This window comes from Plantactinospora sp. GCM10030261 (assembly GCF_042666615.1).
Taxonomy (GTDB): Bacteria; Actinomycetota; Actinomycetes; order Mycobacteriales; family Micromonosporaceae; genus KBS50.
Genome location: NZ_JBHTDD010000030.1, coordinates 1 through 12,841, shown reverse-complemented (window position 1 = coordinate 12,841; position 12,841 = coordinate 1). Strand labels below are relative to the sequence as shown.

The following is a 12,841-nucleotide window of genomic DNA, read 5'->3' as shown; positions in this document are numbered from 1 at the left end:
GGATCGGGAGGCGGACCGCTCTGGAACCATACCGCGAGGCGCTCGCGCTGCCGGGGCTACGACCCCTGCTGCTGGTCGCGATCCTGGCCCGGGTGCCGGTGGCGGCGACCGCGGTGGTGATGACGCTGCACGTACTCGATCTGGGTCGGGGTTATTTCGCCGCCGGACTGGTGGGTGCCGCCATGACGGTCGGGGCGGCGTTCGGCGCGCCGCTGCTGGGCCGGCTGGTCGATCGGCGTGGACTGCGGCCGATGCTGTTGCTGACCACGGTGGTCGAGGCGGTGTTCTGGGGGACGGCGCCGGTCCTGCCCTACCCGGTGCTGCTCGGCGCCGCGTTCGTCGGTGGGCTGCTCACCCTTCCGGTGTTCTCCGTGATCCGGCAGTCGATCGCCGCGCTGGTCCCGCCGACCCAGCGTCGTCCGGCGTACGCGCTGGACTCGATGTCGGTCGAACTCAGCTTCATGGTCGGGCCGGCGGCGGCGGTGGCGCTGGCCACCGGCGCTTCACCCACCCTGGCCATGTACGCCGTCGGCGGCGGCATCGTGCTGGCCGGGCTCGCGCTGCTGGCGCTCGACCCGCCGACCCGGGGCCGGAACGAGGAGACGACGACGGTGCGGCCGCTGCCCCGCCGGCAGTGGTTGACCCCCCGACTGATCGGGTTGCTCGCCGGTGGCGCGGCCGGCACCCTGGTGATCGCCGGCACCGACGTGGCGGTGGTGGCGGTGCTGCGGGACGCCGGTCAGGTCGACTGGACGGGCATGGTGCTGGCACTGTGGGCCGCGTACTCCCTGGTCGGCGGCTTCACCTATGGTGCGCTGTCCCGGCCGGTCCCGTCGCTGGGCCTTGCCGTGATGCTGGGACTGGTGACCGTCCCGGTCGGCCTGGCCAGCGGTCAGTGGTGGCTGCTGGCCCTGGTGCTGCTGCCGTCCGGGGCGCTCACCGCGCCGACCATCGCCGCCACCGCCGACGCGGTGAGCCGGCTGGCGCCCGCGAGCGTACGGGGTGAGGCGATGGGCCTGCACGGCTCGGCGATGACGGTGGGGCTGGCGCTCGGTGCCCCGCTTGCCGGAGCGGTGATCGACGCCTCCGCGCCGGCGTGGGGCTTCGCCGCGACGGGTCTGCTCGGCGCGCTCATCGCGCTGGCGGTGCTGCCGGCCGAACTGCGGCACCGGCGGTCCGACGCCGCTGTCGTCGCTACCCGGCGAAGCGGTCGAGTGCCTCGACCACGTGGCGACGGGTCGTCACGTTTCCCAGATGGCCGGCGTCCTCCACCACGACCAGCTCGGCGTCGGGCCACGCCCGGCTGAGCTGCCACGCCGTGTCGAGGGGACTGCCGAGGTCGAGGCGACCGTGAATCAGGACACCCGGAATGCCGGCCAACCGTTCAGCTTCCCGCAGCAGGACACCCTCGTCGAGGAACGCGCCGCGGGAGAAGTAGTGCGCGCAGATGCGTACGAAGGCCAGCCGGGCGGCCGACGGGCGGTCGCCGTACGGGTTCGTGGCGCCTTTCGTCTCCCCGGACAGCACCGTGTCCTCCCAGGCGCACCAGTCGTTGGCGGCCCGCTCCCGTACCGCCGGTTCCGGATGTTCCAGCAGCCGGTCGTACGCGGCCAGGATGTCGCCGTCGGGTCCGGCGCCGGACCGGTCGGCGAACCGTTCCCACTGTTGTGGGAAGAACCGGCCGACGCCCCGGTAGAGCCAGTCGGTCTCGGACCGTCGGGTGGTCGTCACGGCGTTGATGACGATCTCGGTTACCCGTTCGGGATGCTGCTCGGCGTAGGCCATGATGAGCGTCGAGCCCCAGGATCCGCCGTAGAGCAGCCATCGGTCGATCCCCAGCCGCTGGCGCAGCCGTTCCATGTCGGCGATGAGGTGCGCGGTGGTGTTGTGCCGCATGTCGGTGGCGGGATCGCTCGCGTGTGGAGCGCTTCGCCCGCAGCCACGCTGGTCGAACAGGACGATCCGGTACCGGTCCGGGTCGAAGACCCGCCCGGCGTCCCGGTGGCAGCCCGAACCCGGCCCGCCGTGCACCACGAGCGCCGGCTTGCCCGCGGGGTTGCCACAGGTCTCCCAGTGCACGAGATTGCCGTCGCCCACGTCGAGCAGGCCACTGTCGTACGGCTCAATCGGCGGATACATCTCCGTCATCGGCAACCACCTCCACGGCATTTATAACAGCACTGTTGTTTAGGTCTCCCGCTGGTAAGTCGATCGGGTGGTCGCCGTTTTGTAACACGCCACCACCTTTGTGCAGGTACCTCGAAAACCGCTGGACCGGGGTGATCTGATCCTCGCGATCTTGAACTTTTGGCTAGGGCATTAGGCGTGAAAGCCTCGTATCGCCAACCCAAAATCCAAGATCGCGGGGGATAGAGCGGGGGTCGACGGTGCCGTATCGGCAGCTCGGGCGGTATCTGACGCAACTGCGCGCACCGGTGTCGGCGGAGTCTGCGTCACGTCATAGCTCTCAATGGAAAGTTGTCATGGCCGGTGCGTACCGTCCTGGTGTGGCCACCGTCGACGATGTCCGTGCCCTGGCGCGCACCCTGCCGCGCAGCAGCGAGCACCTGATCCGGGATCGGGTGAAGTTCCGCGTCGGCCAGATCGTGTACGTCGCGTTCTCGCGGGACGAGACGACGATGGGCTTGGCCTATCCGAAGGAGCAGCGGGACGCGCTGATCGCGGGGGAGCCGGACCTGTTCTTCCTGCCCGAGGCGTCGGACCTGCGGTACAACTGGGTGTGCTGCCACCTGGCGCGGCTCGACCGGGACTACCTGGAGGAGCTGGTGACCGAGGCGTGGCGGATGGTGGTGCCGAAATTTCTCGCCCGGCAACGGCTGGGGAGTTGAGCGAGGGTGGCGACCGGGAATTCAGGTGAGCCGCGGTTCCACCCAGGTGGCGAGTGCTTCGCCGCCGCATTCCGAGACATCCGGTATCTCGGCGCGCAGTGACATTCTCAGGGCCCCGGTGACCGGTACGTCAATGGTCTTGATCTCGCCCACCGTGGCCACGACGGACCTGACGACTTTTCCGTCGACGGACACCGAGAACCTCACCTGGATCCCGGAGGCGGAGCCGGCGTCAGCGAGTCCCACCTTCGCGGTGAAACGCTGGTACTGCCGATCCACCTGATATTCGTCTTGAGCCGCACTGCCGACGACATAACAGAGCAGCTTCGCCGCGTACGCGTCCTCGTAGGTTTCGGCATTGACCTTGCGGCTGCCCGCTTCGAAGCTCCGTTCGTCATCGGGGCCGGCGAGTTGCAGGTCCACGAAGGAGGGCCGATCGGCGGCGCTCGGTGAGGACTGCGGGGGGCCGGCGGAGGGAGAGCCCGAGGGGACAACCGCCGGTGGTGTCGGCGACCGGGTGGCGTGCCCGGCGGCGGCCGGCGTCCTGGGGTCGTCAGCGCCGAAGAGTGACGGCCACAGCCGGCTTGCCGACATTCCCGTGGCGATCCCGCCGAGTGCCACGACCAGCACCGCGATGACGGTCACCCACTGCCGCCGCGCCCGCCGCCGCGGCCCCAGGATCCCGGCGCCGCCGAGAATGATGGCGATGATGCCGGCGAACAGACCGCCGAGCCATTTCTGCGCGAAGAGTTGCAGGACGCCCGCGAGATTCGCGGCGATGGCGACAAGCGACAGGACGTACTCGAATCGTGGGGTCGGAGAGCTGCCCGGTTTATTGTCAGCGGCCGATTCGGACACGACTGGCATGGTACCGAAGGTCCACCACGTCGCTCGTTAATGGCAACTCGATACGGCGGCTGGGCGCTGCCGCCAATGCCCGCCGGATCTCAGGCGGGGTCGCGGGCCTCGGGATCGCGGGCCAGCACCGACCGGCCGCCGTCGACCGGGATGGTCGCGCCGGTGAGATAACTGGCCTCGTCGGACAGCAGGTGGGTGACCACGGCCGCCACCTCGTCCGGGCGGCCCACCCGGCCCAGTGGATGGATCGCCGCCATCTCCGCCTCGACGTGCGCGGCGTCGGTCGAGTCCAGTTCGGACAGGAACGCGGTGTAGCGCTCGGTGGCGATCGAGCCGAGCGCGACCGTGTTGACCCGGATGCCACGGGCGCCGTACTCGACGGCCAGCGCCCGGGTCAGTCCCTCGATGGCGGCCTTCGCCGTGACGTACGGCAGGCAGCCGGGCACCGCCCGCTGGGCCTGGTGGGACGAGACGTTGACGATGGCGCCGGGGGTGCCGGCGGCGAGGAAGCGGCGGACCGCGGTGGCGCTACCGGCGAGCACCGGGTTCAGGTTGCGCCCGATCAGGTCGGCGATCTCGGTGACCGGGGTGGTGTGCACGAAGGCGTCGCGGAACACGGCGGCGTTGTTCACCCAGCCGGTCAGCCGGCCCCGGTCCGCTGCCTCGTCGGCGGCCCGTCCGGTGACTTCCTCGTCGCCCGCGTCACCGACGACCGGCACCAGCCGGGCGGCGGCCGGATGCCCGTCGACCCAGTCCAGCGCGGCCGGGTCGAACTCGACGGCCACCACCGTGTGCCCGTCGTCCAGCAGCCGGCGGACGATGGCCCTGCCGACCCCGCGTCCGCCGCCGGTCACCACGTAGCTCCGCTGCACAGGATGATCTTAGATCGGGTCGGCGTGCGGTGCGACCTGGCCAGCCGGACTGCCGGGGGTACGGTGGGCAGATGTTTGCTGCGTCAAGCAACGGGTAGCCGTTCGGGTTGGCACAGGACCGGACGGAAGGAACGAATGCAATGGCTGACCGGACCAAGGTCGCGGTGATCTACTACAGCGCCACCGGCATCACGTACCAGATGGCGGTCGAGGCGGCGCAGGCGGCCGAGAAGGCCGGGGCCGAGGTGCGGCTGCGCAAGGTGCGTGAGCTTGCCCCTGAGGAGGCGATCCGGTCCAACTCCGGTTGGGCCGCGCACCGGCTGGAGACGCAGGACGTGATGGAGGTCGAACTCGACGACCTGACCTGGGCCGACGCGGTGATCTTCGGTACCCCGACCCGGTACGGCGTGATGGCGGCCCAGCTCAAGCAGTTCATCGACACGTCGGGACCACTGTGGTCCAAGGGGTTGCTGGCCGACAAGGTGTATGCCGCGTTCTGCTCCACCGCCACCGCGCACGGCGGCCAGGAGTCGACCCTGCTGTCGCTGTTCCACGTCGTCTACCACTGGGGCGGGGTCGTGGTCACCCCCGGCTACACCGATCAGAGCCAGTTCGCCGCCGGGAACCCATACGGCGCCTCGCACACCAGCAACAACGGCCAGGTGCCGCCGGACGCCACCGCTCTCGGAGCGACCGCGCTGACCGCGCAGCGGGCGGTCCAGCTCGCCGACACCCTCCGCCGCGGCCGGGCCGGCTGACTGGCTGGCGGCGCGGCCGGGCCGGCTGCTGATCGGGCCGGCCGCGCGACACGACGTGGACCGGTGGTCCGGGCGAGGGCTCTCAACCCGCCCGGACCACCGGCCTACCCTCCGCTACCCCGCTGGCTGTCCGGTAATCACCCGGCCGCCACATTCGCGCCACGAACCTGGCTTCGGCCGAACATCCGCGATCTTGCGTTCTGGGCGGTGATGAACGGCGCCTATCGGCGCAAATCGCTAGCCCCAAGTGCAAGATCGACGCTCGGGGAGGGCGTCGGGGAGGGTGCGGGTGCGGGGGAGAGCGGTAGCAGCTCGCCGAGTAGGTCGGTCAACACCGCCAACCCGTCGGCGCTGAGCACCGACTCCGGGTGGAACTGCACCCCGGCCAGACCGGTCCCGCGGACGGCGTGCACGGTGCCGTCCTCGGCGTCCCGGCAGATCCGCACCGGGCCGAACGGGCCGGTCACCTCCGCGGCGTCGGCGAGCGCCGTGTACGTCGAGTAGAAGCCGACCCGGCGGCGGACCCCGAACAGCTCGATCTCGCGTTGCAGGCCCTGGTACGGCGCGTCGCGGCGGTGCAGCCGCAGGCCGAGAACCCGGCACAGGATCTGGTGTCCCAGGCACACCCCGAGCAACGGCCGCCGGTCGGCCAGCAGCGCGCCGACCAGTTCGCGCAGTGCCCGCATCTTCGGGTCGTCGGCGGATGTCGGGTCGCCCGGGCCGGGGCCGACCAGCACCAGGTCGGCGTTGATCCGCGCGGGCACGGCCGACCAGGCGCACCGGTCAACGGTGAGGCCGAGCGACCGGAGCTGATGCGCGAGCATGCCGGTGAAGGTGTCCTCGGCGTCCACGATGAGCACCCGGCGACCGACCAGCGACGGCACCACCAGGGCACCGGGCCGCCGCTGCTCCAGCCAGAACCGGGCCAGCCGGTCGGTCCGGGCGGCCAGCGCCGCCCGTACCCCGGGCAGGTCCGTCATCCGTGTCGCGGACCCGGCGGGTACGGCGGGTGGCGCGACCTGGTCCGAGGAGAGGCCGAGCGCGGCGAGGATCCCGGCGGCCTTGGCGTGTGTCTCGGCCACCTCGCCCTCGGGGGTGGAGTGGCGGACCAGGGTGGCGCCGACCGGCACCCGCAGGACACCGTCCGGGGTGATCTCCGCGGCCCGGATCAGGATAGGCGCGTCAAGCGTCTGCCGGCCGGCCGGATCGTGTCCGAGCAGGGCGAGCACGCCCGCGTAGTAGCGGCGTCCGCGCCGCTCCCGGCGGGCGATCACCCGGCAGGCGTTCTCGATCGGGCTACCGGTCACCGTCGGGGCGAACATCGTCTCCCGCAACACCTCGCGGACGTCCAGCGATCCGTGTCCGGCCAGCAGGTACTCGGTGTGCGCGAGCTGCGACATCTCCTTGAGGTACGGTCCGATGACCTGCCCGCCCTGGTCGGCGACGCAGGCCATCATCTTCAGCTCCTCGTCCAGCACCATGTCCAGCTCGTCGATCTCCTTCGGATCGGCGAGGAAACGCAGCAGCGCCGCCGGGTCGACCGGCGCCCCGCGGTGCCGGTACGTGCCGCTGATCGGGTTCATCATCACCAGCCCGTCCTCGACGCTGACGTGCCGCTCGGGGCTGGCCCCGACCAGGATCCGGGTGCCCGTGTGGACCAGGAAGGTCCAGTAGGCGCCGCGTTCGGCGAGCAGCAGCCGGCGCACCGCGTCCAGCGCGGCGACCAGCGGCGATCCGGTGACCCGGGCCTGGTATATGCGGTGGATGACGAAATTCGCCCCCTCGCCCCGGCCGATCTCCTCGTCGAGCACCTCGCGCACGATGCTGGCGTAGGCGTCGTCGGGGATGTCGAAGCCACCGTCCCGGGCGTGCGTCGTCGCCGTCGGCAGCGCGGCCACGGCCTCGGCCAGCGGAATCCGCCGGTGCCCGGTGATGCTGAGGAACTCCAGCGGCGTGCCGTCGTCCACGTGCGCGAAGCCGCGCTCGACGAGCTGCCGGTACGGCACCAGGGCCAGCGTCGCCGGGCCGGCCGGGGGCGCCGGCAGCGGCAGGTCGGCGAGCCGCTCGGCGGTGCCGACCGAACCGGTGAACAGTTCCAGGTCCGCCCCGGCGGCGCGGTGCAGCAGCGCGAACGGGCCGGGATCATTACCGGCGGCGACGGCCGCGAGCAGGTCGTGCAGGGAAATCATGATCGCTTCCTCGGTTCGGGACCGGCCGGGACGGCGGTCGAGCGGGGAAGCGTGCACGGCCGCCGGATCGGGCGGCCGTGGGTGGTGTTACCCGCGCGTCAGGGCCGCCGCTCGGGCGGGCCACCAGCAGAACGGGCGCGTGGACATGCGCGACAGCGTACGCGGTCCCGTCCCCATCCGGGTGCCGTTCCCGTTCCGCGGACACCGGCGCGTCGGCGTCGGCATGCCCCGCCGGATCGCCGGGTACGGTGTGCCGCGATGAACATTCTCGCTCTCGACCTGGGCACCTCCTCGGTGCGCGGCCTGGTCCTCGACACCGACGCGGTGCCGCTGCCCGGGGCGCTGGCCCGGCGAATGGTGACCATCGAACTCGGCGCCGACGGGGCCGCCACCCTCGACGGGGCGGCGTACCTGGCGGCGCTGTGCGAGTGCCTGGACGAACTGGCCGAGGCGGGCCGGCTGGACGGCGTCGGCCTGGTGGCCACGGCGGCGCAGTGGCACTCGGTGGTGCCGCTGGACCAGGCCGGGGAACCGCTCGGCCCGGTGCTCACCTGGCTGGACTCCCGGCCCAGCCCTCCGCCGGGCGCCCCGGCCCCCACCGACCAGGTGGCCTTCCACCACCGCACCGGCACCTGGTGGCACCGGTTCTACTGGAACGTCAGGCTCCCCTGGCTGCGGGAACGGGTGGACCACCGGGACCTGCGTTTCGCCGGCCTTGTCGAGTACGTCTTCGGCGCGCTGCTCGACGAGGCGCCGATGTCGGTCTCCCAGGCATCCGCCACCGGCCTGCTCGACCTGCGCACCTTGGAGTGGGACGAGGAGGCCTGCGGTCTGGCCCGGGTCCACGAAGGGGAGCTGCCCCGGTTGGCGCCCAAGGGCTGGCGGGGCCGGCTGCGTGCCGACCACGCCCGCCGCTGGCCGGCGCTGCGTGCGGCGGACTGGGTACCGCCGCTGGGCGACGGCGCCGCCTCGAACGTGGGCTCCCGGGCCGTCGACACCGGACACGCCGCCGTCACCGTGGGCACCTCCGCCGCCGTACGCCTGATCCAGCCGGCCCCGGCCGGTGAGCCGCTGCCGCCGCTGCCTAGTTCGCTGTGGCGCTACCGGGTCGACCACGAGCACGTGGTGACCGGCACCGCCTTCTCCGGCGGTGGCAACCTGTACGCGTGGGCCGACCGTGAGCTGCGCCTGCCGCAGGACGATGACCTGGAGAAGGCGCTGACGGGCATCCCGCCCGGCGGTGGGGTGCGGGCCGATCCCCGACTCGCCGGCGACCGGCCACCGGGCCTCGCTCCGGCCGGCTCCGGCCAGCTGATCGGGCTGGGTTTCAACACCACGGCGGTGGACATCTTCGCCGGCCTGATGAGCGCCCTGTGCCGGCAGGTCGCCGTCGGCCTCGCCGAAATCGAGTCGACTGTCGACCGCCAGGTGTCGGTGATCCTCGGTGGCGGCGCGGTCACGGCGTCACCGTGGTGGCGCCGCTCGTTCCAGCACGCGCTGGCGCCGCGCGAGGTCAGCTACGTCGCCAACCCGGAGATCGGCGCGACCGGTGCGGCGCTGGTGGCGATCGGTCGGTTCGCCGGCGCGACAGGGATCGAACCGGTCGGCCGGACGGATGACGGCACGTCGGGGGTCGCTGCGGATTCCGGACGGTGACAGTATCCTTCCTGCACCGCGCCGCCCCCTGCCCGGCGCGGGTGGGATCGCGTCGTCCTGCGTGGTGCCGCGCCTGGTTGGATGGACGCCACTCTCGGTCGGCCGGTGGGGGGATGTGGGGAGGGCGTGGTGAGCGCGGACTGGGCGAGGCGTGACCGGCCCAATCACCGGCGTCGCCTGGACGGCCGGGTGGTCCCGCACCGGCGGCGCTCGGTATGGCGGGTCCGGGACTGGCGGATCCGCAGCAAACTGATCGCCGTCCTGATCATCCCGTCGGTGGCCTTCCTCGTCCTGGCGGGAGTGCAGACCGGCGCGCTGTTCGGTGAGGCGAGCGCGCTCGACCAGTTCGCCCGGCAGGTCGGCGTGGGTCCGCAGATCACCGGGGTCCTCGACGCGGTGCAGCGGGAACGCGACCGCACCGCCGGGGAACTGGCCGGGATGGCGGTCCCGGACGACCGGTCGGCGTCCGGACCGGACCGGGAACCCCGTTCCCGTACCACGCCGGACCAGGCCCGGTCGGCGTTGCGGTCGTACTATGCCGAATCGGACGCCGCGGTGGCCCGGCTACGGGCGGCGGCGCAGCCGTTGGCCAGCTCGGACGCCTCGTGGCGGATCAGCTACGCCCGCGCCGAGGACGCGCTCGCCCAGCTCACCGACGCGCGGGCCGCGGTGCCGGCCGGCGTCCTGAACCCCAACACGGTGCTGGGCAGCTACGGGCGCGCCATCGAGGCGTTGCTGAGCCTGCTGACCGAGCCGTCGCCGGGGGTCGACCAGCCCGCGCTTACCGACGCTGTGTTGCGGTACGGGCAGCTCGCCCGGATCCAGGACATCACCTCGCAGGTCCGGGCCCAGCTCTACACCGCCGCCCGAGCCGGCCGGTACGGGCCCGACGACCTGGTGCGGCTCGCCGACCTGCGCTCCCAGCAGTTCGCCGCGCTTGCCGAGTTCCGCGTCGCCGCCACCCGCGAGCAGGTGCAACGGTACGAGCGGGCGTCGGCACGACCCGAGATGGCGGCGGCGACCACGCTGGAGGAGAGCACCATCTCCGGCAGCGGCCGTGATCCGGTCGTACTCGATCCGGAGCAGTGGTGGACGGCCAGCGGGCAGCGGCTCGACCTGCTGCGGGAGGTGCAGGCCAGCGTCCTCGACGACGCGATCCGGCAGGCGGACCAGGCCAGCGCCGGCCAGCTCCGCCGGACCCTGCTGGTCGCCGGCGTCGTGCTGGCCGTGCTGCTGGTCGCGGTGCTGACCTCGGTGCTGGTCGGCCGCTCGCTGGCCAGCTCGCTGCACAATCTGCGCCGGCAGGCGATCCAGGTGGCGCAGATCGAGCTGCCGGACGCGTTGGAGCGACTACGCCAGCCCGGCACCGGCCGCGCGGACGTCGACGTGTCGCCGGCGGTGATCCGGTCCCTGGACGAGATAGGCGAGGTGGCGGAGGCGTTCGTCGCCGTACACCGCAACGCGGTGCACCTCGCGGTCGAACAGGCCCAGCTGCGGCGCAACGTCAACGCCATGTTCGTCAACCTCGCCCGGCGCAGCCAGGTGCTTGTCGAGCGGCAGTTGGAACTGCTTGACGAGTTGGAACGCGAGGAGAGCGACCCGGACCAGCTCGACAACCTGTTCAAGCTGGACCACCTCGCCGCCCGGATGCGCCGCAACGATGACAGCCTGCTGGTGCTCGCCGGCACCGAATCGACCCGTCGCTGGTCACAACCGGTGGCATTGCAGGCCGTCATGCTGGCCGCGGTTGCCGAGGTGGAGCAGTACCAGCGGATTCGGCACCGCGTCGACGGCCGGGTGTATGTGGTCGGGCACGTGGTGGCCGACCTGGTGCACCTGTTCGCCGAACTGCTGGAGAACGCCACCGCGTTCTCCCCGCCGGACACCACGGTGCAGATCGTCGGTCGGGTCGACGGGTCCGGTGAGGCGGCCGTGGAGATCGTGGACGACGGTCTCGGCATGACCGAGGCCGCGCTGGACGAGGCGAACGAGATGCTGGCGACGCCGCCGATGGCCGACGTCGCCGCCTCGCAACGGATGGGCCTGTTCGTGGTCAGCCACCTGGCCGCACGGCAGGGCGTCCAGGTCCGGCTGCGCACCATCGACAGCGGGGTGGTGGCCACGGTACGGCTGCCGGCCGCCGTGCTCGCCGAACCGCCCGGCGACGACGCCCCCGCCCCACCCACCCGGCGGATGATCGTCGCCCTGACCGGGGACGGCCGCCCGGTGTCGGCCGTACCGGCGACCGCGCTGGCCGGCTCCAACGGGCCCGGCGGTCCGGTGGCTGGTCGGGCCGTCGCGGCCCTGCCGGCGGGCTCCGGCGGCCCGGCGGTGCCCGTTCCGGCGGTGCCCGCTCCGGCCGTGCCACCAGCGGTGGTGCCCGCCGTTCCCGATCCCGCGGCCCCGGTGATCGCCGGTGCCGCGACACCCACCACCTTCGCCGCGACACCGTCGAAGCCGGCAGCCGGCGGCGGCTGGTTCACCCGGTCGTCCGGGCCGCCGACGAACGGAAGCCCCACAAACGGGGGTACGGCGAACGGGACGGCTCCTGGCCCGCCGGCCGGTCGGGTCGGTGCGGCGGCGAGCACGGCGCCGGCCATGAACGACCGGGGCCTGCCGGTCCGGGTGCCGATGGCCCACCTGCCCAGTGCGGACGAGGCGACCAAACCGAAGCGGCCGCCGGAGCCGGACCCTGACGCGGTCGGCGGCATGTTGTCCCGGCTCTACGGCGGACTCCGCCGGGCCGAGGAGGAAGAGACCATCGAGGTGGGTGGCGCGGTGCAGCGCCCGGACGGAGAGGACGGCACGTGATGACCCTCAGTAAAGCGGCGCGTGACCTGAACTGGCTGGTCAACGCGTTCGCCGAGCGGGTACCGGGGGTGGCCCACGCCATCGTGGTCTCCTCGGACGGACTCCTGGTCGCCGTCTCCGGACACCTGCCGAGGGATCACGCGGACAAGCTCGCCGCGGTCACCTCCGGGCTGATGAGCATCACCGCCGGGGCGGCCCAGATGTTCGACGGCGACGTGGTCAAGCAGACCGTCGTCGAGATGGGTCGCGGCTACTTCATGGTGATGCAGGTCCGGGACGGCTCGATCCTGGCCACCCTGGCCGCGTCCGACGCCGATGTCGGGGTGGTGGGCTACGAGATGGCCCGGCTGGCCAAGCAGGCCGGGGAGATGCTCACGCCCGCGCTGCGGGCGGAGTTGCAGCAGGCCCTCAACGGGTGAGGCCGCTCCCGGCGTCGGCCCTGGTCGGCCCGGGCATCAGCCGGTGGCCAGGTATGCGGCGTTGCCGCGGGCGACCCCCCCGGCCGCTTCACCGTCGCCCCGCGTGTTCTTCCCGCTGCCGAGCTTGCCCTCCTCGTCGCGGACCGCCCAGCCCCGGTCCCTGACGAACCCACGTGACTCCACCTCGATCGAGTCCAGCCGTTCACCGAGCATCGACTTGATCGGGAACCGCCGTATCTCGATCACTCTCATCAAGATCACTTTAGGCCACGGATGCGGAGTCGCCGGCTGCTCGGTGGCGCGAATCGTCGCCCGATTCGGACGTATCACGCATGCCGCGATGTCGGCCTTCACTGAGCGTGGTTGTGTCGTACACGCGTGCGAACGTCGGTGTCATGCGGGAGGCGTGGGCACGGCTGGACGAGGCGG

10 protein-coding genes and 1 pseudogene are annotated in these 12,841 nt (G+C 72.1%); 6 read left to right on the top strand and 5 right to left on the bottom strand.

Translation table 11 applies throughout. From position 1 onward, the window contains the following. The first annotated feature begins 2 nt into the window (after positions 1-2). A complete protein-coding gene (locus ACFQUZ_RS26905) occupies positions 3-1,307 on the top strand; it encodes an MFS transporter (protein ID WP_377447218.1) in 1,305 nt (434 codons plus the stop codon). Here ACFQUZ_RS26905 and pip read toward each other — a convergent pair. Continuing rightward, positions 1,195-2,148: a prolyl aminopeptidase gene (gene pip, locus ACFQUZ_RS26900; RefSeq protein WP_377447086.1), complete on the bottom strand. Its 954-nt coding sequence runs from the start codon at positions 2,146-2,148 to the stop codon at positions 1,195-1,197. The two genes, ACFQUZ_RS26905 and pip, sit on opposite strands and share 113 nt — an antisense overlap. Before the next feature lie 359 nt (positions 2,149-2,507). Here pip and ACFQUZ_RS26895 point away from each other — a divergent pair, with 359 nt between their 5' ends. Further along, entirely contained in the window at positions 2,508-2,849 is a 342-nt protein-coding gene (locus ACFQUZ_RS26895; RefSeq protein WP_377447083.1) for an MmcQ/YjbR family DNA-binding protein, read from the top strand. A gap of 21 nt (positions 2,850-2,870) precedes the next feature. On the opposite strand, the gene ACFQUZ_RS26890 is transcribed toward ACFQUZ_RS26895, so the two are convergent. Both ACFQUZ_RS26890 and ACFQUZ_RS26885 read right to left on the bottom strand, forming a co-directional pair. Next, positions 2,871-3,707 carry an NPCBM/NEW2 domain-containing protein gene (locus ACFQUZ_RS26890; protein WP_377447080.1) on the bottom strand — a complete coding sequence of 279 codons (837 nt, stop codon included), beginning with the start codon at positions 3,705-3,707 and terminating at the stop codon, positions 2,871-2,873. Positions 3,708-3,796: 89 nt separating this feature from the next. Further along, complete coding sequence (locus tag ACFQUZ_RS26885; RefSeq protein ID WP_377447076.1) at positions 3,797-4,579, bottom strand: SDR family NAD(P)-dependent oxidoreductase; 783 nt, start codon at positions 4,577-4,579, stop codon at positions 3,797-3,799. 140 nt (positions 4,580-4,719) lie between these two features. On the opposite strand from ACFQUZ_RS26885, the gene wrbA reads away from it, so the two are divergent. Next, positions 4,720-5,337, top strand: a complete 618-nt coding sequence (gene wrbA / locus ACFQUZ_RS26880; protein WP_377447073.1) for an NAD(P)H:quinone oxidoreductase — start codon at positions 4,720-4,722, stop codon at positions 5,335-5,337. Between the two features lie 221 nt (positions 5,338-5,558). Here wrbA and ACFQUZ_RS26875 read toward each other — a convergent pair whose 3' ends face one another. Next, complete coding sequence (locus ACFQUZ_RS26875; RefSeq protein WP_377447070.1) at positions 5,559-7,526, bottom strand: anthranilate synthase family protein; 1,968 nt, start codon at positions 7,524-7,526, stop codon at positions 5,559-5,561. Between the two features lie 258 nt (positions 7,527-7,784). Between ACFQUZ_RS26875 and ACFQUZ_RS26870 the strand changes: the two genes are divergently transcribed. The 3 genes from ACFQUZ_RS26870 (at position 7,785) to ACFQUZ_RS26860 (ending at position 12,412) form a co-directional block, all read left to right on the top strand. After that, positions 7,785-9,182, top strand: a complete 1,398-nt coding sequence (locus ACFQUZ_RS26870; protein ID WP_377447067.1) for an FGGY family carbohydrate kinase — start codon at positions 7,785-7,787, stop codon at positions 9,180-9,182. Positions 9,183-9,311: 129 nt separating this feature from the next. Continuing rightward, positions 9,312-11,993 carry a nitrate- and nitrite sensing domain-containing protein gene (locus ACFQUZ_RS26865; protein WP_377447064.1) on the top strand — a complete coding sequence of 894 codons (2,682 nt, stop codon included), beginning with the start codon at positions 9,312-9,314 and terminating at the stop codon, positions 11,991-11,993. Next, positions 11,993-12,412, top strand: coding sequence for a roadblock/LC7 domain-containing protein (locus ACFQUZ_RS26860; protein WP_377447061.1), 420 nt, complete (start codon positions 11,993-11,995; stop codon positions 12,410-12,412). Before ACFQUZ_RS26865 ends, ACFQUZ_RS26860 begins: the two co-directional genes overlap by 1 nt. A gap of 99 nt (positions 12,413-12,511) precedes the next feature. On the opposite strand, the pseudogene ACFQUZ_RS26855 reads toward ACFQUZ_RS26860, so the two are convergent. Further along, a pseudogene (locus ACFQUZ_RS26855) lies at positions 12,512-12,664 on the bottom strand (MOSC N-terminal beta barrel domain-containing protein); the annotation flags it as partial. Between the last annotated feature and the right edge of the window lie 177 nt (positions 12,665-12,841).

What these genes read in the sequence shown, in the direction of transcription:
- wrbA (WP_377447073.1), top strand. Translation starts at nt 4,720, where the DNA reads ATGGCTGACCGGACCAAGGTCGCGGTGATCTACTACAGCGCCACCGGC.
- ACFQUZ_RS26860 (WP_377447061.1), top strand. Translation starts at nt 11,993, where the DNA reads ATGACCCTCAGTAAAGCGGCGCGTGACCTGAACTGGCTGGTCAACGCG.
- ACFQUZ_RS26870 (WP_377447067.1), top strand. Translation starts at nt 7,785, where the DNA reads ATGAACATTCTCGCTCTCGACCTGGGCACCTCCTCGGTGCGCGGCCTG.
- ACFQUZ_RS26875 (WP_377447070.1), bottom strand. Translation starts at nt 7,526, where the DNA reads ATGATTTCCCTGCACGACCTGCTCGCGGCCGTCGCCGCCGGTAATGAT.
- pip (WP_377447086.1), bottom strand. Translation starts at nt 2,148, where the DNA reads ATGACGGAGATGTATCCGCCGATTGAGCCGTACGACAGTGGCCTGCTC.